17 protein-coding genes and 3 pseudogenes are annotated in these 18917 nt (G+C 63.3%); 13 read left to right on the top strand and 7 right to left on the bottom strand.

From position 1 onward, the window contains the following. The first annotated feature begins 99 nt into the window (after positions 1 to 99). The 7 genes and pseudogenes from QQ992_RS13730 to QQ992_RS27970 form a co-directional block, all read left to right on the top strand. A complete protein-coding gene (locus tag QQ992_RS13730) occupies positions 100 to 678 on the top strand; it encodes an RBBP9/YdeN family alpha/beta hydrolase (protein ID WP_286109925.1) in 579 nt (192 codons plus the stop codon). Between the two features lie 74 nt (positions 679 to 752). Continuing rightward, entirely contained in the window at positions 753 to 2708 is a 1956-nt protein-coding gene (locus QQ992_RS13725; RefSeq protein WP_286109924.1) for a DUF1302 domain-containing protein, read from the top strand. A gap of 38 nt (positions 2709 to 2746) precedes the next feature. Beyond that, positions 2747 to 4105, top strand: a complete 1359-nt coding sequence (locus QQ992_RS13720; RefSeq protein ID WP_286109923.1) for a DUF1329 domain-containing protein — start codon at positions 2747 to 2749, stop codon at positions 4103 to 4105. A gap of 22 nt (positions 4106 to 4127) precedes the next feature. Then, positions 4128 to 5123, top strand: a complete 996-nt coding sequence (locus QQ992_RS13715; RefSeq protein ID WP_286109922.1) for a WD40/YVTN/BNR-like repeat-containing protein — start codon at positions 4128 to 4130, stop codon at positions 5121 to 5123. Positions 5124 to 5138: 15 nt separating this feature from the next. Further along, positions 5139 to 7604: an efflux RND transporter permease subunit gene (locus QQ992_RS13710; RefSeq protein ID WP_286109921.1), complete on the top strand. Its 2466-nt coding sequence runs from the start codon at positions 5139 to 5141 to the stop codon at positions 7602 to 7604. Continuing rightward, positions 7597 to 7932: pseudogene (locus QQ992_RS13705) on the top strand (acyl-CoA dehydrogenase); the annotation flags it as partial. The gene QQ992_RS13710 and the pseudogene QQ992_RS13705, both read left to right, overlap by 8 nt. A gap of 28 nt (positions 7933 to 7960) precedes the next feature. Beyond that, a pseudogene (locus QQ992_RS27970) lies at positions 7961 to 8044 on the top strand (AMP-binding protein); the annotation flags it as partial. A 320-nt stretch (positions 8045 to 8364) separates the two neighbouring features. On the opposite strand, the gene QQ992_RS13695 reads toward QQ992_RS27970, so the two are convergent. Further along, on the bottom strand, positions 8365 to 9318 hold the full coding sequence (locus QQ992_RS13695; RefSeq protein WP_119372048.1) for an IS110 family RNA-guided transposase: 954 nt from the start codon (positions 9316 to 9318) through the stop codon (positions 8365 to 8367). A gap of 345 nt (positions 9319 to 9663) precedes the next feature. Between QQ992_RS13695 and QQ992_RS28125 the strand changes: the two genes are divergently transcribed. The 4 genes and pseudogenes from QQ992_RS28125 to QQ992_RS13680 all read left to right on the top strand — a co-directional run bounded on the left by QQ992_RS28125 (position 9664) and on the right by QQ992_RS13680 (position 11825). Continuing rightward, positions 9664 to 9816 carry a hypothetical protein gene (locus tag QQ992_RS28125; protein ID WP_433963127.1) on the top strand — a complete coding sequence of 51 codons (153 nt, stop codon included), beginning with the start codon at positions 9664 to 9666 and terminating at the stop codon, positions 9814 to 9816. Between the two features lie 50 nt (positions 9817 to 9866). Beyond that, a pseudogene (locus tag QQ992_RS28120) lies at positions 9867 to 10289 on the top strand (AMP-binding enzyme); the annotation flags it as partial. Positions 10290 to 10451: 162 nt separating this feature from the next. Further along, positions 10452 to 11252: a lipopolysaccharide biosynthesis protein gene (locus tag QQ992_RS13685; RefSeq protein WP_286109920.1), complete on the top strand. Its 801-nt coding sequence runs from the start codon at positions 10452 to 10454 to the stop codon at positions 11250 to 11252. Positions 11253 to 11324: 72 nt separating this feature from the next. Further along, positions 11325 to 11825 (top strand): methylated-DNA--[protein]-cysteine S-methyltransferase, encoded by a 501-nt coding sequence (locus QQ992_RS13680; RefSeq protein ID WP_105948059.1) that lies wholly within the window; start codon positions 11325 to 11327, stop codon positions 11823 to 11825. Positions 11826 to 11829: 4 nt separating this feature from the next. On the opposite strand, the gene QQ992_RS13675 is transcribed toward QQ992_RS13680, so the two are convergent. The 3 genes from QQ992_RS13675 to QQ992_RS13665 form a co-directional block, all read right to left on the bottom strand. Continuing rightward, positions 11830 to 12072 carry a hypothetical protein gene (locus QQ992_RS13675; RefSeq protein WP_019097539.1) on the bottom strand — a complete coding sequence of 81 codons (243 nt, stop codon included), beginning with the start codon at positions 12070 to 12072 and terminating at the stop codon, positions 11830 to 11832. Further along, the gene (locus tag QQ992_RS13670) at positions 12069 to 12812 is read right to left on the bottom strand and encodes a carbon-nitrogen hydrolase family protein (protein WP_286109919.1); all 744 of its coding nucleotides are present in this window, start codon (positions 12810 to 12812) and stop codon (positions 12069 to 12071) included. The genes QQ992_RS13675 and QQ992_RS13670 overlap by 4 nt, the downstream gene beginning before the upstream one ends. Before the next feature lie 75 nt (positions 12813 to 12887). After that, positions 12888 to 13403 (bottom strand): DUF3016 domain-containing protein, encoded by a 516-nt coding sequence (locus QQ992_RS13665; RefSeq protein ID WP_105948061.1) that lies wholly within the window; start codon positions 13401 to 13403, stop codon positions 12888 to 12890. A 75-nt stretch (positions 13404 to 13478) separates the two neighbouring features. On the opposite strand from QQ992_RS13665, the gene QQ992_RS13660 reads away from it, so the two are divergent. Then, positions 13479 to 14210 carry a metallophosphoesterase gene (locus QQ992_RS13660; RefSeq protein WP_286109917.1) on the top strand — a complete coding sequence of 244 codons (732 nt, stop codon included), beginning with the start codon at positions 13479 to 13481 and terminating at the stop codon, positions 14208 to 14210. Here the strand turns inward: QQ992_RS13660 and QQ992_RS13655 are convergent. Next, positions 14158 to 14772, bottom strand: coding sequence for a LysE family translocator (locus QQ992_RS13655; protein ID WP_286109916.1), 615 nt, complete (start codon positions 14770 to 14772; stop codon positions 14158 to 14160). The two genes, QQ992_RS13660 and QQ992_RS13655, sit on opposite strands and share 53 nt — an antisense overlap. Positions 14773 to 14859: 87 nt before the next feature. Continuing rightward, positions 14860 to 15669 (bottom strand): helix-turn-helix transcriptional regulator, encoded by an 810-nt coding sequence (locus QQ992_RS13650; RefSeq protein ID WP_286113878.1) that lies wholly within the window; start codon positions 15667 to 15669, stop codon positions 14860 to 14862. 131 nt (positions 15670 to 15800) lie between these two features. Between QQ992_RS13650 and QQ992_RS13645 the strand changes: the two genes are divergently transcribed. After that, the gene (locus tag QQ992_RS13645; RefSeq protein ID WP_286113876.1) at positions 15801 to 16424 is read left to right on the top strand and encodes a LysE family translocator; all 624 of its coding nucleotides are present in this window, start codon (positions 15801 to 15803) and stop codon (positions 16422 to 16424) included. Here QQ992_RS13645 and QQ992_RS13640 read toward each other — a convergent pair. Continuing rightward, a complete protein-coding gene (locus QQ992_RS13640) occupies positions 16421 to 18805 on the bottom strand; it encodes an autotransporter family protein (protein ID WP_286113875.1) in 2385 nt (794 codons plus the stop codon). The two genes, QQ992_RS13645 and QQ992_RS13640, sit on opposite strands and share 4 nt — an antisense overlap. Positions 18806 to 18917: the final 112 nt, after the last annotated feature.

The following is an 18917-nucleotide window of genomic DNA, read 5'->3' as shown; positions in this document are numbered from 1 at the left end:
TGTCATCAAATGAAAAGCGCCTGACGCCCAATGTAAAGCACCCGGGGGGAGGCCTGTTTACTGTGACCTTCAAGCGCTACATCGCCCATGAGGTTCACCGTGGAAAAACTGCAAACCACCGCCACCGTGCTGATTGTCCCCGGCCTGCGTGACCACGTCGCGGAGCATTGGCAAACCCTGCTTGCCGGCCGCCTGGCCAAGGTGCGCAGCGTACCGCCGCTGCAGGTTGACGGGCTGTGCTGCAATGCCCGGGTCGAGGCGATCCAGCGCGAGCTCGATCAGCTCGAAGGTGAGGTAATCCTGGTCGCGCACAGCGCTGGCGTACTGATGGTCGCCCATTGGGCGGCACGCTACCGGCGGCCGATCAAGGGGGCTTTGCTGGCGGCCCCGCCAGACCTCAATGCCCACTGGCCGGCGCATTACCCAAGCCCGGCCAGCCTGGCCGAGAAGGGCTGGTCACCACTTCCGCCCACGTCGCTGCCATTCCCGAGCATTGTCGCGGCCAGTAGTAACGACCATCTCGCCAGCTACGCCGCTGCCGGTGAACTGGCCCGGCGTTGGGGCAGCGAACTGGTTGGCCTGGGCGCTGTTGGCCACCTTAACCCGGCTTCCGGTTTCGGCCCTTGGCCGCTGGCCGAGGCGCTGATCCGCCGACTGGACGCCGCAAACCTGCAGTAACGCATGGACGCCCCAGCCACGCCCGCAGCAGACGGGCGGCGTAAAAAACAATAACAATACGTGGAGCCATCGTAATGCCAGAACACCGCATTCACCGTGCTGTGAAGCCACAGCGCTGCCTGCTTGCCTGCGCCATCGGCCTGCTCACGCTGCCTGCCGCCCAGGCCTTCGAAGTCGATACCGGCAACGAAGACTGGGCCGTGCGCTTCGACAATACCGTCAAGTACAACTACGGCGTGCGCACTGAAAGTGCCGACAAGCGCCTGCTGGGCACGCCCAACAGCAACGACGGCGACTACAACTTCCGCAAGGCGGGCACCAACGTCACCAACCGGGTCGACCTGCTGACCGAGCTGGACGTGGTGTACCAGGGCAACACCGGTTTTCGCGTCAGCACAGCCAGCTGGTACGACAAGGCCTACGACAACACCGGCTCCAACAGCAACCCGTTCGTCAACGGCAACGGTGACCAGTCAGGCATCAACCCCAGCCTCAATGGCCTGCCGGGCACCGGCACGCCGCTGGGCAGCCCGCATTTGAGCAACTACGCCCAGCGTTACTACAGCGGCCCCTCGGGCGAAGTGCTGGATGCCTTCGTGTTCATGAGCCGTGACGTAGGCGAAGCATCACAGGTCAGCGCCAAGCTGGGCCAGCACAACCTGTTCTGGGGTGAAACCCTGCTCAACCCGGTGCATTCGTTGAGCTACGGCCAGTCCGGCCTGGACCTGGCCAAGCTGGCGGCATCGCCGGGCACCGAGGCCAAGGAGCTGTTCGTGCCTCGTAACCAGCTGTCCACTTCGTTTCTGGTCAATTCCGAGCTCACCCTGGGCGCGCAGTACTTCTTCGACTGGGACGCCGCTCGACTGCCCGAGGCGGGTACCTACTATGGCGGCTCCGACGTGGTAGGCGAGGGCGCGCAGAGTTTTCTGCTGGGCCATACCGGCACCCCGGGGCTGATCCCGGTGCGTGGTGCGCTGACCACCCTGCGCCGTGGTCATGACCTTACCCCTGGCAAAAGCGGCGACTGGGGCGTCATGGCCAAGTGGTCGCCGGAGTGGCTGGGCGGCACCCTCGGTTTCTACTACCGCAAGACCTCCGAAATCCTGCCCCAGGCCTGGCTCGATGCGCGTGGCATGACCGTGGCCAACGGTCCGTTCGGCAACCCGCCGGGCAGCCGCCAGGGCGCGGTCGGCAACCTCTATAACTCACTGCAAAGCACCACCTACCAGTTCGCCTATGCCGACAACATCGACATCTATGGGCTGAGCCTGTCCAAGGATGTGGCGGGCATCAGCGTCGGCAGCGACGTGAACATCCGCCACAACATGCCGCTGGCGAGCATCCCGGCAATCGTCAGCGCCCCCGGCCAGGCAGGCCTGGGGGGCGGCTTCGGCCTGCTGCCGGCGCGCCTGCCCAGCAGCGGGGTGATCTATGACGTGCCCAAGGACGGCGACAGCCTGAGCGCCACCGGTGACACCCTGCACTTCACCCTCAACGGCCTGATGACCATCGGCGACACGCCGTTGTTCGACTCGGCAACCCTGCTCGGCGAGCTGTTCTACAGCAACCTGCTCAAGCTCGATGGCCACAACGAGGCCTTGTACAAGGGCAAGAGCAGCTACCGCGGTATCGACAAGGCCACCCGTGATAACTGGGGCATCGCCGTCAACTTCACCCCCACCTGGTACCAGGTGGTGCCGGGCATGGACTTGAGCATGCCGCTGTCGGTCAACGTCGGCATCGACGGTGTGTCGCCGGTGCAGGGCGGCGGTGCCGAAAACACCGGCAACTATGCCCTGGGCGTAAGCGCCGCGATCTACAACCAGTACTTCGTCGACCTCAAGTATGTCGACAGCTTCGGTGAGACCAAGGCCTGCAAGGATGGCCAGACCGACGGCAGCACCCCCAATGCCCTGGACGGCGAACAGGATTACACCTGCTACGGCGGCGGCTACGCCTCCTTCTCCGGTGGTGGTGCCACCACCGAGGACCGTGGCGCCCTGTACCTGACCGTCAAGACGACCTTCTGAGTCATGTTTCCTACCGCCTACACAGGAAGACAACCATCATGAATTTCGTACGTACCCTGCTGGCCTCGTGCCTGTCGCTGGCCGCGCTCAACGCCGCCCAGGCCGCCGTTTCCCCTGACCAGGCTGCCCGCCTGGGCACCAACCTGACGGCCATCGGTGCCGAAAAGGCCGGCAATGCCGACGGTTCGATCCCGGCTTACCAGGGCGGCCTGCAGACACCGCCTGCCAACTTCCAGAGCGGTGCCAGCATGCGCGCCGACCCGTTTGCCAGCGACAAGCCGCTGCTGGTCATCGATGGCAAGAACGCCGACCAGTACAAGGGCCAGCTGACTGCCACCACCCTGGAACTGCTCAAGCGTTACCCCAGTTACCGTGTCGACGTGTACCCGACTCATCGCAGCGTAGCGCTGCCGCAAGCGGTGCTGGACAACACCCGCAAGAACGCCACCGCTGCCAAAAGCCAGGAGGGTGGCACGGCGGTGGACAACGTGCTGCCGGGCATCCCGTTCCCCATTCCGCAAAACGGCGCCGAGGCCATGTGGAACTTCCTGCTGCGCTACCAGGGCGTGAGCATGACCGCCAAGTACGACTCATGGAACGTCGATGCCGCCGGCAAAGCGTCACTGTCGACCACCGGCCAGGCCAATATCAGCTACCCGATCTACGAAGACATGGCCAAGCCGATCGGTGCCAAGGACACCTATTACCAGATGAAACTGGTGTACACCGGGCCCGCGCGCCGTGCCGGCGAAGCCATGATGCTGCGCGACGCCGCCAACCCGCTGGTGCAGCCACGCAGCGCCTGGCAGTACCTGCCGGGGCAGCGCCGGGTCAAGCTGGCACCAAACCTGGCCTACGACACGCCCAACCCGGGCACGTCGGGCTCGGGCACCTACGATGACGTGTTCGTCTTCAATGGCGCCCTGGACCGCTACGACTGGACCTTGGTCGGCAAGCAGGAGATGTACGTGCCGTACAACACCTACCCGCTCACCTACAACACCGACGTCAAGCAACTGATCACCCCCAACCACCTGGCCCCGCAGTTCGTGCGCTGGGAAAAGCACCGCGTGTGGGTGGTGGAAGGCAAGCTCAAGGACGGCGCACGCCACATCTACCACAAACGCCGCTTCTACCTTGACGAAGACAGCTGGATCGCCCTGGCCTCGGACCAGTACGACGCCCGTGGCCAGCTTTATCGTGGTTCGTTCGCCTTCCTCACCCAGAGCTACGACAAGCAGACCCCGGACGCCACGCCTTTCATGATCTACGACCTGATCGGCGGCACCTACAACCTCAACGGCGTGGTCGGCGCCTACGGGGGCATCCGCTACATCGACCCATTGTCGAAAACCCAATGGTCGCCCGAGTCGCTGGCCGGCAATGGCATTCGCTGAGCGCACGGAGCATAGGTTGCCAATGTCTGTCCTCAAACGATGCAGCGTGGTGATGCTGGCCCTGGCGGTGCTGCAGGGCACGGCGCAGGCCGCGCCCTTCACCGACGTGCTGGATGTGCCCGCCATGCCCAGTGCCCTGGCCAGCAGCAGCGCCCTGCGCGACGTGACCTTGGCCGGGCCGCGCCTGGTCGCGGTTGGCCCGCGCGGGCACATCCTGTATTCCGATGACCACGGTGCGCACTGGCAGCAAGCCCAGGTGCCCGTCAGCACCGACCTGAATGCGGTGAGCTTTGCCACGCCCGAACTGGGCTGGGCGGTCGGCCACGACGGTGTGGTGCTGCACAGCCGCGATGGTGGCGTGCATTGGCACAAACAGCTGGATGGCCGCGCGCTGGCCGAGCAGTTGCCTGCGGCGGCCACCGACAATGCCTTGCTCGACGTGTGGTTCAGCGATGCCCGCAACGGCTATGCGGTGGGCGTGTTCAACCTGTTATTGCGCACCACAGACGGCGGCGAGCACTGGCAACCCTGGCTCGACCACAGCGACAACCCGCAAGGCCTGCACCTGACCAGCCTGGCGGCGGTGGGTGACGACCTGTACATCACTGGCGAGCAGGGCCTGCTGCTGAAGTGGAGCGGCGCACGCTTCAGCCGCGTCGACACGCCCTATGCCGGCACCCTGTTCGGCGCCGTCGGCAAACCCGGTGTGCTGCTGGTCTACGGCCTGCGCGGCCACGCCTACCGAAGCACCGATGGCGGCCAGCAGTGGCAGCCGGTCAACACGGGCATCAACACCAGCCTCACCGCCGCCGGCATCGACCGTGATGGCCAGCTGTGGCTGGCCAGCCAGGCCGGCGACCTGCTGCTCAGTCGGGATGACGGTGCCAGCTTCAGCCAGGTGCCGCAAAGCGCCCGTGGCCCGGTGACCGCGCTCGTCAGCGACACCGGCAACGGCCTGGTGCTGGTGGGCGAGCGGGGCGTGCGCAACCAGGCCGGTAACCCCACGCAACACCCATAACAAGAGAAGACCCTGATGGCCGCTACCCGCCAAGATACCCTTCCGATAATCCGCAACCTTGCCGACTTCGATCCACATTCGGGCAACGGCCTGGAACGCCTTGTGTTCAACCACCGCCTGCCATTTCTGCTGTGCATGCTGGTGGCGACGCTGGTGCTGGGCTTCATGGCGCTGACCCGCCTGGAACTGCGCCCCAGCTTCGACAAGATGCTGCCGCAGAGCCACCCCTACATCCAGAATTACCTGGAAAACCGCGCCTCGTTGCGCGGCCTGGGCAATGCGGTGCGGGTAGTGGTAGAGCACACACAGGGCGACATTTTCGACCCGGGCTACCTGCAGGCCCTGCGTCACATCAACGATGAGCTGTTCCTCAGCCAGGGGGTGGACCGGGCCTGGGTGAAGTCGCTATGGAGCCCGGCGGTGCGCTGGACCGAGGTCACCGAAGAAGGCTTCCAGGGTGGCCCGGTCATGCCTGACGGCTATCAGGGGGCGGCCGGTGACATTGAACAGCTACGGCAGAACATCGAACGTGCCAACATCGTCGGCAGCCTGGTGGCGCGCGACTTCAAGTCCAGCATGCTGGTGGTACCGCTGCTCGACCAGGATTCGGCCACCGGCAAAGGCCTGGACTATCATGCCTTTTCGCAAAAGCTTGAACAGCTGCGCAGCCAGTACCAGGCCAGCGGCCAGTACCGTATTCATGTGATTGGCTTCGCCAAGCTGATGGGCGACCTGATCGACGGCCTGATCGAGGTGATGGCGTTCTTTGCCCTGGCGGTGTTGACCAGCCTGGTGATCATCTACGGCTATACCCGCTGTATACGCAGCACCTTGCTGGTGGTGCTGTGTTCGCTGACGGCGGTGGTATGGCAACTGGGTATCGTCGCCTGGCTGGGCTATGCCATCGACCCGTATTCGATCCTGGTGCCGTTCCTGATCTTCGCCATTGGCGTGTCGCATGCCGCGCAGAAGATGAACGGCATCCTTCAGGACATCGGTCGCGGTACCCATCGGCAGGTCGCCGCTCGCTATACCTTCCGCCGGCTGTTCGTGGCCGGGGTGACCGCCTTGCTGGCCGATGCCGTGGGCTTTGCCGTGCTGATGATCATCGATATTCCGGTGATTCAGGACCTGGCGATTACCGCCAGCATTGGCGTGGCAGTGCTGATCTTTACCTCATTGCTGTTGATGCCGGTGGCACTGTCCTATGTCGGGGTAGGCCGCAAGGCCGCCGAGCGGGCGCTGCGTATCGATGCCCGTGCGGCTCGGCACCGCGGCTTCGGTCGGCTGTCGGACCTGCTCGACCGCTTCACTGAACGCAAATGGGCCAGCGCCGCTGTGCTGGCAGCCCTTGCCCTGGCCGCCCTGGGCATCTGGGGCAGCTTGCAGCTGAAAGTCGGTGACCTCGACAGTGGCGCCCCCGAGCTTCGCGCTGATTCGCGCTACAACCTCGACAATGCCTACATCACCCAGCACTACGCACTGTCCAGCGACACCTTCGCGGTCATGGTCAAGACCGCTCCAGAAGGCTGCCTGCAGTACCCGACCTTGATCCTTGCCGACCGCCTCGCCTGGGAGCTGCAGCAACTGCCGGGTGTGCAGACCACTGTGTCGCTGGCCAACGCTGTGCGCCAGATCACCGCCGGTACCTACGAAGGCAACCCACGGCTGAACAGCCTGCAACGCAACCAGGACGTGCTCAATTACGCCGCCCAGCAGGCTTCGGTCAACGCCCCGGAGCTGTTCAACAACGACTGTTCGCTGATGCCGGTGATCGCCTACCTCAAAGACCATCGCGCCGACACGCTGGCCGAGGTGGCGGCCGTGGCCGAACGCTTTGCCCAGGCCAACAGCAGTGCCGAGCACCAGTTCCTGCTGGCCGCTGGCAGCGCCGGTATCGAGGCCGCCACCAACGTGGTGGTACGCGAGGCCAACCACCGTATGTTGTTGCTGGTGTACCTGGCGGTCACGTTGTTCTGCCTGGTCACCTTCCGCAGCTGGCGCGCAACGCTGGTGGCTATCCTGCCGCTGATGCTCACCTCGGTGCTGTGCGAGGCGCTGATGGTGGCCATGGGTATTGGCGTCAAGGTTGCCACTTTGCCGGTGATCGCCCTTGGCGTGGGCATCGGCGTGGACTATGCGCTGTACCTGCTTAGCGTGCAGCTGCACTACCAGCGCGCCGGGCTGAGCCTGGCTCAGGCCTACCAGAACGCCGTGGCCTTCACCGGCCGGGTGGTGGGGCTGGTCGGCATTACCCTGGCCGCCGGTGTGGTTGGCTGGGCCTGGTCGCCCATCAAGTTCCAGGCCGACATGGGCCTGCTGCTGACCTTCATGTTCCTGTGGAACATGCTCGGCGCGCTGGTGCTGATACCCGCGCTGTCGCACTTCCTCCTGCGTGGCCAGGGCGCTCCGGCGGCTGCCGAAACCCGGGCCGTAGCACTTTCGCAAACCCAAGAAACCGAGTGTTCGCCTCATGTCTGATTACCTTCCGCCACTGCGCGACATGGATTTTCTGTTCAACGACGTGTTCGACATCCCCACCTGGTGGGCGCAAACGCCCGCACTGGCCGACCTGGTCGATGGCGACACTGCCCGGGCCATACTCGAGCAGGCCGGCAAACTGATTGCCGAGCAGGTGGCGCCGCTCAACCGCAGTGGCGACGAGCAGGGATGCCGTTGGGAGGCTGGCCAGGTTCGGACACCCGACGGTTTCGCCGATGCCTACCGGGCATTCGCCGCTGACGGCTGGGTCGGGGTGGCCGGTGCGCCGGAATACGGCGGCATGGGCATGCCGAAAGTGATCGGCGCACCGTTGCTCGCTGCCGTGCGCAACCTCGGCGAACTTCGAATTCCCGGACTTCGACGAGAATTCGCTGGCCACGCTGTTCTATACCAGCGGTACCACCGGCAACCCCAAGGGCTAATGCCAGTCTGTTAAGCCGCTTAGGCTGTAATAGGGCTTTGGGGGATTGATTAGGGGCCTGCATGCGCCTGCCTTGAGTCATGTAGGGCTGCTGATATCGAGCGCCGCCCGCGCGGCGCTTCGCGGGGCAAGCCCGCTCCCACATTTTTTGCAACGTGACCATGCCTGTGTAAGAGGCGTTGTCAGCCTTGAAGTAAGGCTTGAGACAAGCGGGGCGGCAGAAATGCCAGCACAGAGATCCAGCCAGCCCACCAAGGCTGACAACCATGACCTGTCAGGTTCGGCACGTTGCAAAAAATGTGGGAGATTCTATGGTTTTCAGCAAGCTGTTTTGGCACCTTTGGTGATGTATTCGTCCTGATTTTTCATCAGGGCGAATGCCACCCGTGCGAGCTTCCTGGCGAGGATTACCAATGCTTGGGTCGTTGCCTTTCCATTGTTCCGATGCCGCTCATAGTCCCCTTTCCAAACGGGTGACTTGCTGGCGGCCATCGCTGCGTTATGCAACAAACGACGGATTTCTGAGCAACCGCGCTTAGTGAGGCGACGTTGCCCACTTTTCTGCCCAGAGTCACTGACTCGTAGATCCATTCCCAAGAATGCGATGTACGCGTCACTGCTCTTGAACTCACCCCTCATAAAAGCCATTACCAGCGCTGTGGCGGTTAGAAAACCAATACCCTCTACTGCCTGGCAGCGAGCGACTTGCTCGTGCAATCCAGCTTCTCGCAGCACTTCCTTAATCTTCTTTTGGATCAACAGCTCCAGCCGATCTATCGATTTCACGAAGGTACTGAACGCAGCCTTCAAGAGGCCTTCATTAGCCCAGCTCTGAGTCATTGCAGTGCGAGCACTTACCAAGGCTGCTCTGCGACGAAGCAGGCTCTGAAGCTTGCCGTAGACAGCGGGAGGCGGGCTCCAGGGACGAAGATCCTCCCCTTCGTTTCTCAGAAATCGGGACAGCAACCGAGCATCGGAAGGGTCGGTTTTAACCCGTCCTCCAACACTTTTCCGGTAGTTACTCAGTTGGAAACCATCGATGACATAAACCTCGAAACCCAAGCTATGGGCCAGCTCAACCAAGTCCAGGTGATAAACATTGGTCGCCTCAACCGCGATAGCGGTGTTCAGCGGTTGCTGCTTCAACCATTTTTTGATTTCGGGTTTGGAATTTTTCAGTCTGACGATCTCATCACGGTCATCGTGATGGATAACCAGCTCAGCTTTTGCGACATCCGCACCCACAATCAGCTTGCCTACCTGCATTGCCATGGGCGACTCCTCACGCTATGGTTTTTCGGCTTGAAGGGGTTTCACCAAGAGGCGCTGGCTTGCTTCTATCGTCGCTTGTAAACGATGCATTCTTTATCGGCGCTTTGGTGGAAGGGGTGGGGCGATGTCTCCCACGGTCTGTACTGATGCGAGCAGTCAGAATCGGGCATTTAGTCCCACCACCCCTTCAAGTCTAACCATACAAGCGGGCTTGCCCCGCGAAGCGCCGCGCGGGCGGCGCTCGATCTCACAGGCGAAAAACCACCAAAGCCGAACACCTGCAGGCCAAAAGCCTTAACTGACTGGCATGACCCCAAGGGCGTTTACTTCAGCCACCGGCAACTGGTGCTGCATACCTTGGTCGAGGAGGGCACCCTGGCCGCGTGCGGCGACGTACCGCTGCTGCGAACGGGCGATGTGTACATGCCGATCACGCCCATGTTCCACGTACATGCCTGGGGCGTGCCCTATGTGGCCACCGCGCTGGGCGTCAAGTAGGGCTACCCCGGGCGCTACGAGCCCAATCGCCTGGTGCGCCTTTATCGCGACAACCGGAGCAAGGCGCGGCGCTGTGGCTGGGGGGCTGGATGCACACCGGTGACCTGGCCTGCATCGACGCAGCCGGCGTGGTGCGCATCCGTGACCGGATCAAGGATGTGATCAAGACCGGTGGCGAGTGGGTGAGCTCGGTGGCGCTGGAAAACCTCATCAGCCAGCACCCGTCCGTCGCCTCGGTGGCGGTCATCGGTATTCCTGACCCACAGTGGGGGGAACAACCGTTGGCACTGGTGGTCTGTTGTGACGGTGTGCAACTGAACCAGCCAGCATTGGCCAGGCACCTGCAGCCGTATGTCGACAGTGGGCACCTGAACAAATGGGCGATTCCACGGCAGCTTCGTTGTGTGGACGAGATCCCCAGGACCAGTGTCGGCAAGATCGACAAGAAGCGCATTCGCCAGGCTGAAATCTAGGTCTGGTTTGCGACTTCCAGGGGCGCAAAGCGCCCCAAATCCCCGCCAGGCAAGGGAGTGGCGGTTTGCTCATGTTCAGCCAGGTAAAGTTAGGTAAAAGCAGCCACGGCATATACACGGATCAGTATTGTGGTTTGTACTGTCCGGTCAAAGATGCCAAAGATGAACACACTTCCGTCGCAGCCAAGCGCTGAACGCGGGGCGTTCTCCAGTTTCGAGGCGTGTCGCAACACCCAGCAGGGCCCCGTGGTGATCCTTGCCTCCGGCGCTTCTGCCAGGCATTTTCCGTTGGGCGAGTTCGCACATTTGCCCATCATTGCCATGAACGGCTCGGTCGCGATGACCGCCGAACACGGTATCCATCCCTTCTTCTACGTGTGCACCGACAAAAGCTTTAGCCAGCAGCAGCCGGCCTTGTTCGCCACTGCCTTGCGCGACAGCGAACGCCTGGCACTCTGGCCCGAGCAGTACGAAGGTGCCGATGTGCCGGCGAGTACCGAGTGTTATGCCCTGCACAAAGCCGACACGCCGGGCTTGCTGGACGGTTTGCGCGGCCATGGTGACAGTTGCGTGTGCAACCGCGCGCTGTGGAGCAAGCGCAGCCGCTCGATTGCCTTCAGCAAAGACCTGACCCATGGTTTTTTCGATGCCCGCACAGTGGCCTATGTGGCCTTGCAGCTGGCGTATCACCTGGGCTTTGAAGAAGTGCTGCTGGTCGGGGTGGATCTGGACCAGACCGTGGGGCGCTTCTATGAAACCGGGCAGGGCCAGTGTTCGCCGTGCGGGCTCGACCAGCACTGGGACAGCCGTATCCTGCCGTCGCTGACGCTGATGGCGCGGGAGGTGGTGAGCGCGCATTTTCACGTCTACAACCTGTCGGCCACCTCACGCATCCCCGCCGAGCTGATCCCCAAGGTCAACCTCAACGAAGCGCGGCGGATTGCCGGTTGTGCCATTACCTGAGCAAGAAAGCGGATGCGCACGGGGCTGTGGATGCGTACAGTACGCCCATCGAAAACAGGCAGGTAAACGCTTATGTCCAGCGCATTCACCCTCATGCAGTCGCCCGTCGGCACCTTGACCCTGGTGGCGCGCGGCGAGTGCCTGGCAGCCGTATTGTGGGAAGAAGAGCGGGAAAACCGCGTTCGCCTCGGCGACTTGTACCGTGACGACGAGTGCCCGGTACTGCGGGAAACTGCACGACAGCTGGGGGAGTACTTTGCGGGTAAGCGGCAGCGTTTCGAACTGGCGCTGGATTTTGCCGGCACCGAGTTCCAGCGTCAGGTATGGGCCGCGTTGCTGGCGATACCCTTCGGTGAAACCCGCAGCTACAGTGACATCGCCCGGCAAATCGGCAACCCCAACGCGGTGCGCGCAGTAGGCGCCGCCAACGGCCGCAACCCGATTTCGATCATCGCACCGTGCCACCGCGTGATCGGTGCTTCAGGCAGCCTTACCGGCTTTGCCGGCGGCCTGGCGGCCAAGCAGTACCTGCTGGCGCTGGAGGGCCGGCAAAGCCTGGCACTGGACCTGTAACGTGTCAGCTGAACCAGCTGGCGACCACGCAGGCCAGTATGGCCAACACCGACCCGGCCATCAGGGTGTAGTGCCGGTGGGCCCGTCGTGCATGGGGCTTGACCTCGCGCAGGTACTCGCCGGGTGTCGGGGCGTCTGGCCTATGGCGTAAGCCTTCGGCCACATCGGCAAGCTGGCCCTGGATGAGCAGGCCGACCAGGTAGTAGGTGCAGGCGTAGCTCAGCAGCGCCAGTAACAGGTAGATCATGCCGGGCGTAGGTCCAAGGGCAGGGCCACGGCGCTGGTGTTGCCGGTGTCCAGCAGGATCAGCCCTTCACTGTGGTCATCCAGGCTCGCCAGCAAGCGTCCCTGGCTGTCCCACGCCGCCGAGCCGCCGGCGCCGATGAACGTGTCGGCCGGCCCCACGCAGTTGGCCATCAGCACCGGCATGCCCAGTTCACGCGCCACTGCCGGGTAATGCAGGTAGCCCTCGCGGATGCCCTTGGCGGTTTTCGCCACGCTGACCAGATACAGGTCGGCGCCGTGCTCGCGGGCGGCGGCAGCGTGCGCCATGAACATCGACTCGTAGCAGATCGCCGGTGCCACTCGGTGCTCACCGACCTGCAGCAGCAATGCCTGATCGCCCGGGGTGAAGTAAGGCAGCTCGTCTTCATGCAGGCGCCGTTTGGCATAGGCCTGGCGCGCAGCCATGGGGCTGAGAATCGGCATGCCGATGCGGATGCCCTCGAGTGTCGGCAGTGGCAAGCCAGCCGCAACGGTGATGCCCAAGCGGTCACAGGCGGCTTGCAGCGGGTCCAGCCGTGCGGAGCTGACCGGCAGGGCGGCCTGGCGCGCCAGGGTAGGCTCGTAGCCCGTCAGCGAGAGTTCGGGGAAGACCACCAGCTCGGCACCCAGTGCCGCCGCCTGCTCGATACAGGCCAGGTGACGTTGGAGGTTGCCTGGCACATCGCCCTTGAGCGACGCCAGTTGTACGGCGCACAGTTTCATCTAAACCCTTCCCTGGTACAGGTTGAAGGGCCGAGCATACTACCGGCACCAACGCCTGTACCAGTGAAGGGTTTTTCAGGTTGCCGGGTGCGCGGCGAAGCGTTGGCGGAACCAGTCGTTGAGCATGGCCTTCTCGGCATACAGGCGGTCGCTGCTGCTGGCGACCCGGCCCGGGCGGCTGAGGTACATCTTGTCGCTGACCCGCTCCTCCACTTGCCGGGCGGGTTTGCCCGGCTGGCTGAGGGTGTAGGTCAGGTCAATCGTCGGCCAAGTGATCTCGCGCATGAAGCGCACATCGTAGGCCTGGCTGTGCCAAGGCTCGAAACGCCCGGCCAGGTCGATGTCGCGGATGTCGATGACCAGTTGCTGGCCCGGTTGCAGGTAGCGTTGGCCGAGCTTCTGCAAGTACTGGGTGAGGGTTTTCATCACATAGTCATCGGCGCCACGCTCATAACCGTGGCTGTCCAGGCTGGCATCGCGGAATTTTTCCGGGTGGTCGAAACGCACCTCGACCTGCGCGGGCGGGGCACCTTGTGCCATGCTGTCCAGTGACAGCGCCATGAGCACGGCACACACGAGGGCGGTACGCATGATGCACCTCCGGGGTAGAGTGGGAGTGCTTCCATTTTACGCCTGCCATGGCGCCACCAGCAGAGGAAGATTGTAATGGGACGGTTTCGGCGGTTACTCGCCAACATCCGGGGGCGGGACCTGGCAGTGGGCGATATCCATGGTCACTTCCAGCGGCTGGAGAAGTGCCTGGAAGCGGTAGGGTTCGACCCGGCCGTGGACCGCCTGTTCAGCGTGGGTGACCTGGTGGACCGTGGGCCGCACAGCGAGGCTGCTCTGGAATGGCTTGCGCAGCCATGGTTTCACGCGGTGCAAGGCAACCATGAGGCGCTGGCAATCACCCGCGTGCGAGGGGGGCGGCTTGACCTGGAGATGTACCGTGCAGCGGGTGGGAGCTGGTTCCTCGACCTGCCGCGGGCCGAGCAACTTCGCTACGTGGAGCGCTTCGAGCAGTTGCCGATTGCGATAGAAGTGGAAAGCGCAGATGGCCTGGTAGGCCTGCTGCATGCCGACAGCCCGTTTGCCGATTGGTCAGCCTTGAGGCGTTGGCTGGAGCTGGAACTGGATGACGATCCCAAAGTGCGGGAAGTGTGCCAGTGGTCGCGGCGGCGGCTGAAGGAAGGCAATACACAGCCGGTGCAAGGCCTGCGCGCCTTGCTGGTCGGGCACACGCCGGTGCTGGAGCCCAAGCTGTTGGGCAATGTCTGGCACCTGGACACCGGCGGTTGGGCCAGCGGCCACTTCAGTTTGATGGACATGCGGACGCTGAAACTGCTCAACCCCGCGCCAGATGCAGCAGCAACGCCAACGCCAATGCCACCAGCATGACGCCCGAGGCTCGCTCCAGCCACGGCAGGCTGCGGGCGAAACGCCGCAGTACCCGCTGGTTACCGATGGCCACGGCAACCAGCAAGTCCCAGAGCAGCACGATGCTGAACATCCACAAGGCGTAAGCCGTTTTCCAGCTGTCGCTGGCACTGGCGACCATGCTGGCCAGGCTGGCATAGAACAGCGCGTTCTTGGGGTTGAGGATGCCGGACAAGAAACCCATGCCCAAGCCCCGCCACCAACCCGGTACCGCCGACTCGCCCGCGACTGCGCCCAGGCGGGTTTGCCCGGCATGGCGTAAAAACAGCACGCCGATGTACAGCAGGTAGCTGGCCCCCGCCAGTTGCAGGGCGGTGAACAGCAGGCTGCCTTCCTGCAGCACCGACAGGCCGGTGAACGCCATGGCGATGAACGCGCCATTGGCCAGGGCGATGCCCAGGCAGGCACCGCTGGCGATGCGCCAGCCGCTGTTGATCGAGGTACGCGCCACCAGGAAGAAGTCCGGGCCAGGTGATAGCAGTGCGAGGAAGTGGGCGAGGGCGATGATCAGGAACTGTTGCATGGGTGGGGCTGCTCTGCGGAAAACCGCAGTCTGCTGCAGGGCCTGTCAGGCGTATTGAACAATATTGCAAGCCCAGGCGGCGGGCCTTCAGCGCCCTCGGTACTGCCCCGGCGTCACCCCCACATGGGCCTTGAACACCCGCTGGAAGTGGCTCTGGTCGGCAAACCCGAGCTGGTAGGCCACCTCCGCCAGCGCCGCCCCTTCACTCAACAGCTGCCGCCCGCGATTGACCCGGGCATTGAGCAGGTAGGCATGTGGTGTAAACCCGGTAGCCGCACGAAACGCACGGATCAGCTGATAGCGCCCAAGCCCGGCCTGATGGGCCAGTGCTTCCAGGCTCAAGTGCGCCGGGTCTTGGCCTTCGATGCGAGCGACCAACCCGCTCAGCGCGCTCGCCTCCAGGGCGGGGGCTGCAGATAGCGGTGGCTGTGCCGAATAGTCCAGGTCCCCCAGAAAGGCAATCAGCGCTGCATCCTTCTCACCGTTGCTGGCGCAGGAAAACAACAGGCTGTTCAACTCGCAGAATTGCCGATACACCTGTGGTGCCCGGCAGATACGCGCTGGTTCGCCTGCCCCGGCACCGCTCAGCCCCGATTCCAGGCGCAACTGCGTCAGCCAGTCGGCGTCCACATGCAGCATCTGGTAGCTCCAGGCTTGCCCGGGCGCGGGGTTGCAGGCATGTACGCGGTGGGCCGGGACAAACACCAGCGTGCCGGGCGCAAGGCGTTCCTGCCCGTCGGCAGCCCCGGTGAAATGGCTGTGGCCAGCATCCACCGCGCCGATGGAAAACGTGGGGTGGCTGTGGGCCTTGTAGCAAGCCCGGCTATGGCAGGCGCGGCGACTTTCCACATGCGCAAGTGCCGGGTCGCGCCATAGCGCGGTGTGGGGGCAGGGCATCACAAGGTCCTCGGTTTTGCCAGCAGGGTAACAGTTGCCGCGCACCCGTACAGTTTTTAACGCTGGCTGTAACTTGACCGCAAGGCCCGGCACCCGCCGAAATAGACGCCTGTTGCCAAAGGAAAACAAGAATGGACCTTTCTAGCCTGCTGCTTTTCATCCCCGCCTGCTTCGCCCTGAACATGGCGCCCGGGCCAAACAACCTGCTGTCGCTTCATAACGCCAGCCGCTACGGCCTGCGCACCGCCTGCGTGGCGGGTGGCGGGCGTATCCTGGCCTTCAGCGGCATGATCGCCCTGGCGGCCATGGGCCTGGCGGTGGTGCTGCACACCAGCGAATACCTGTTCCTGACCATCAAGGTGGTGGGCGCGGCCTACCTGTTCTACATCGCCTGGCAGCTGTGGCGCGCACCGGTGGGCGAGGCCGTGGTGGCAACGGATCATCCGCGTGGTACCTGGCGCCTGGCGCGTCAGGAGTTCTGGGTGGCGGCAGGCAACCCCAAGGCCATTCTGATCTTTACCGCCTTCCTGCCACAGTTCGTTTCGGTCGGTAGCGCCACGCCGGTGAGCGAGCAATTCCTGTGGCTGGGTGTGTTGTTCCTGCTGCTGGAGTGGGCGGCCATTGCCATTTACTCAGGCTTGGGCGCCTACATGCAGCGTTGGTTCAGCCAGCCTGGCCCGCGCCGCCTGTTCAACCGGGTCAGCGCCTCCCTGCTGGGCTGCGCCGGCCTCGGCTTGCTGGCGGCACGCCGCTAGAACTGCCAGCGCACGCCCAGGTTCACGCCGCTGGCTTCCTGCTGGCGGCTGTCCAGGTTGGCGGTGTACTGCACGCCGCCATGCAGGCTCAGCGCCTCACTGACCTGCGCCACCACGCCGCCTTCCAGTTGTGCCGAGGTGTAGCGGTAGTCGGTCTTGATCTTGTCGACATCATCGAAGGTCAAGGTATCGCGGCCACCGTCGCCGTGCCACAGGTTGACCTGTGCATAGGGCTGCAACAGGCGCCCGCTGCTACCCGTAAACGCACCTTCCAGGCGTACCCCCAGCCGGCCGGTCAGTTCAACCTGTGCGTCATGACGGATGCGCGAGACACTGTCGCTTGCGCTGTCGAGCGAGACCTTCTGTGCAATCAGCTGGGCTTGTGGCTCCAGGGTCCAGCGCTCGGACAGGGCGATGGGGTAGCCGGACTCCAGCGAAGCCGTCCAGGCATGGCCGTCGATGTTCAGCTTGTCGCCACGGTCCGAGCGGGCGCGGCCATCGAGGTGGGTGTACTGCAACACGGTATCCAGATAAGCACCTTGTGGCCCGACCAGCGTCCAGTAGGTGCCCACGCTGTCGCCATCGAGTTCAAGATCGCCGACGCTGCGGTCATGTGCGGCAAGGGCAAAGCCTTTAACGTCGGCGTCCAGACGGCTATGGCTGACGTAGAAGCCGACATGCTGGCGATAACCATTGTCACCCACCTTGGCGTACAGGTCCTGGCCGACTTTAAAACCGTACAGGTCGCCATCCAGGCTCGGGCTGACCGTGCCGCTCCATTGCTGGCGTAGCGCGCCGCCGTAGGCCTGGCCCCAGCTGGCAGGCAGGGCGCCTTCAGCTTTGAGCAGTTGTTGGTCACCCTGACGTTGGTGGAAGGTACCCAAGGCTTGGCGGGCGATGATTGCGGCGCCTCTTGGGGCCGTGGCGTAAACCGGGACTTCCGGGCGATACAGCGGCAAGCTTTCGCCTTGCACGGGGGCGGGCAACTCAACTTGACCGGGTGCAGGGGCGGCAACCGGTGGCGTAACGGCCGGAGCGATCACCGGGGGCTCTCCCGGCTCCGTTGGTTGGGTTGGTTCTTCGGGTACAGTGGCAGGGGCGACCACGGTCGAGCGCAGGTACCAGCTGTTCTCGCTGCCAGCGGTTACGCCACCTTTGAACAGGCGGTAGTCGTAGGCCCCGGCCGACAGCGTCTGGGTCTGGACGAAGGCCGTGGCTGTGCTGGTGGCGCCGTCACGCGCTTCGACCACCTGAATGCCATTGCGGGACGTCACTGCACCTGCGCCGCCGAGGTTATTGACTTGCAGGCGGGTACTGCCGTTGATCGTACCCCGACTGACGACAAGTCGGTCAGACGCTGCATCGTCACCGGCAAGTACGCTGTTGACACGTAGCAGACCGTTATCGCCCTCGTAATTGCCGTTTATAGTCAGTCGGCCCAGGGCGTCATTACCCGTGCTGAGGTCTATCATCCCGGCATTCAGCACTGAGGCGCTTTGGCCGTTGCCCTTGGCGGTGATCGTGCCTTGACGGGAAAGCAGTGCGCTGCTTTCATCGATAATCAGGTCACCTGTGCCGGTGCCGTCGTCGCCGAGGGTCAATGTGTCGTCGAGCGTGAGACGGCTGTCATCGAACAGGCCTATGGCCTCCCAGTTCACGTACTGCGCGCCACCGTCTATTTGGCTTTTTTCGAACACCAGGCTATCGCTGCCGGGGCCCCCATCCAGGTCAGTGACCAATGTCTTCGAGTCGAGACCGATGATATTCCCTTGGTCGTCACCTGGTCCCATTCTTACCGGGCCGCCGATGCGCCCGCCCGACCAGGTAAAAATGTCGTTATCGTTGCCGGCACGTATCTCACCTTTGAGCGTACCGCCACTGAGGGTGATCTTGTCTACGCCGCTACTGGTGCTGATATCACCGCCGATGGTGCCACCGGTCATGGTGATCGTGTCATTGCCAAGCCCACTGACGACGTTGCCGACAACGAGGGTTTCAATCCCGAGATTTTGGGAAATATTGAGAATGTTGTCAGCAAGCTTGAGATCTATCCGGCCAATGCTGCCGCCCTGGAAGTCGGCGATGTCACCATCTTCGAACGCACCCGTAATAGTCCCGCCGGTCATGGTGAACGTGTCCATGTCACCGCCCTGGTTCAGCGAGCCCAACGTACCGCCAGTCATGGTGTACGTGTCTTGGCCATTGCCCTGCTGCAATGACAGGACCGTGCCGCCACCGATGGTGAACGTGTCGGCAGCATTCGTCTGCACGAGGGCACCCAGAGTGTCACCGGGTGAAACAGTCAGGGATTGAGCGTGAGCCAGCAAAGGCAGGGTGAGCAGGGGCCATGCAACAGGCAGCAGCAAGCGGTGGCAACGCATAGGCAGGTCTCCGTGTCCATGAAGGGTCCACTACCTGAAGCATCGCTTCGGCCCTGCCTGTGTTTTATGTAATGTGCAGTGACGGGACAACTGGCAGAAATGTCAGGTGGCC

This window comes from Pseudomonas kurunegalensis, assembly GCF_030291635.1.
GTDB classification, from domain to species: domain Bacteria; phylum Pseudomonadota; class Gammaproteobacteria; order Pseudomonadales; family Pseudomonadaceae; genus Aquipseudomonas; species Aquipseudomonas monteilii.
This window is presented reverse-complemented; position numbering and strand designations above follow the sequence as displayed.

What these genes read in the sequence shown, in the direction of transcription:
- QQ992_RS13725 (WP_286109924.1), top strand. Translation starts at nt 753, where the DNA reads ATGCCAGAACACCGCATTCACCGTGCTGTGAAGCCACAGCGCTGCCTG.
- QQ992_RS13720 (WP_286109923.1), top strand. Translation starts at nt 2,747, where the DNA reads ATGAATTTCGTACGTACCCTGCTGGCCTCGTGCCTGTCGCTGGCCGCG.
- QQ992_RS13715 (WP_286109922.1), top strand. Translation starts at nt 4,128, where the DNA reads ATGTCTGTCCTCAAACGATGCAGCGTGGTGATGCTGGCCCTGGCGGTG.
- QQ992_RS13710 (WP_286109921.1), top strand. Translation starts at nt 5,139, where the DNA reads ATGGCCGCTACCCGCCAAGATACCCTTCCGATAATCCGCAACCTTGCC.
- QQ992_RS13695 (WP_119372048.1), bottom strand. Translation starts at nt 9,318, where the DNA reads ATGGCAATGCAGGTAGGCAAGCTGATTGTGGGTGCGGATGTCGCAAAA.
- QQ992_RS13685 (WP_286109920.1), top strand. Translation starts at nt 10,452, where the DNA reads ATGAACACACTTCCGTCGCAGCCAAGCGCTGAACGCGGGGCGTTCTCC.
- QQ992_RS13680 (WP_105948059.1), top strand. Translation starts at nt 11,325, where the DNA reads ATGTCCAGCGCATTCACCCTCATGCAGTCGCCCGTCGGCACCTTGACC.
- QQ992_RS13675 (WP_019097539.1), bottom strand. Translation starts at nt 12,072, where the DNA reads ATGATCTACCTGTTACTGGCGCTGCTGAGCTACGCCTGCACCTACTAC.
- QQ992_RS13670 (WP_286109919.1), bottom strand. Translation starts at nt 12,812, where the DNA reads ATGAAACTGTGCGCCGTACAACTGGCGTCGCTCAAGGGCGATGTGCCA.
- QQ992_RS13665 (WP_105948061.1), bottom strand. Translation starts at nt 13,403, where the DNA reads ATGCGTACCGCCCTCGTGTGTGCCGTGCTCATGGCGCTGTCACTGGAC.
- QQ992_RS13660 (WP_286109917.1), top strand. Translation starts at nt 13,479, where the DNA reads ATGGGACGGTTTCGGCGGTTACTCGCCAACATCCGGGGGCGGGACCTG.
- QQ992_RS13655 (WP_286109916.1), bottom strand. Translation starts at nt 14,772, where the DNA reads ATGCAACAGTTCCTGATCATCGCCCTCGCCCACTTCCTCGCACTGCTA.
- QQ992_RS13650 (WP_286113878.1), bottom strand. Translation starts at nt 15,669, where the DNA reads ATGCCCTGCCCCCACACCGCGCTATGGCGCGACCCGGCACTTGCGCAT.
- QQ992_RS13645 (WP_286113876.1), top strand. Translation starts at nt 15,801, where the DNA reads ATGGACCTTTCTAGCCTGCTGCTTTTCATCCCCGCCTGCTTCGCCCTG.
- QQ992_RS13640 (WP_286113875.1), bottom strand. Translation starts at nt 18,805, where the DNA reads ATGCGTTGCCACCGCTTGCTGCTGCCTGTTGCATGGCCCCTGCTCACC.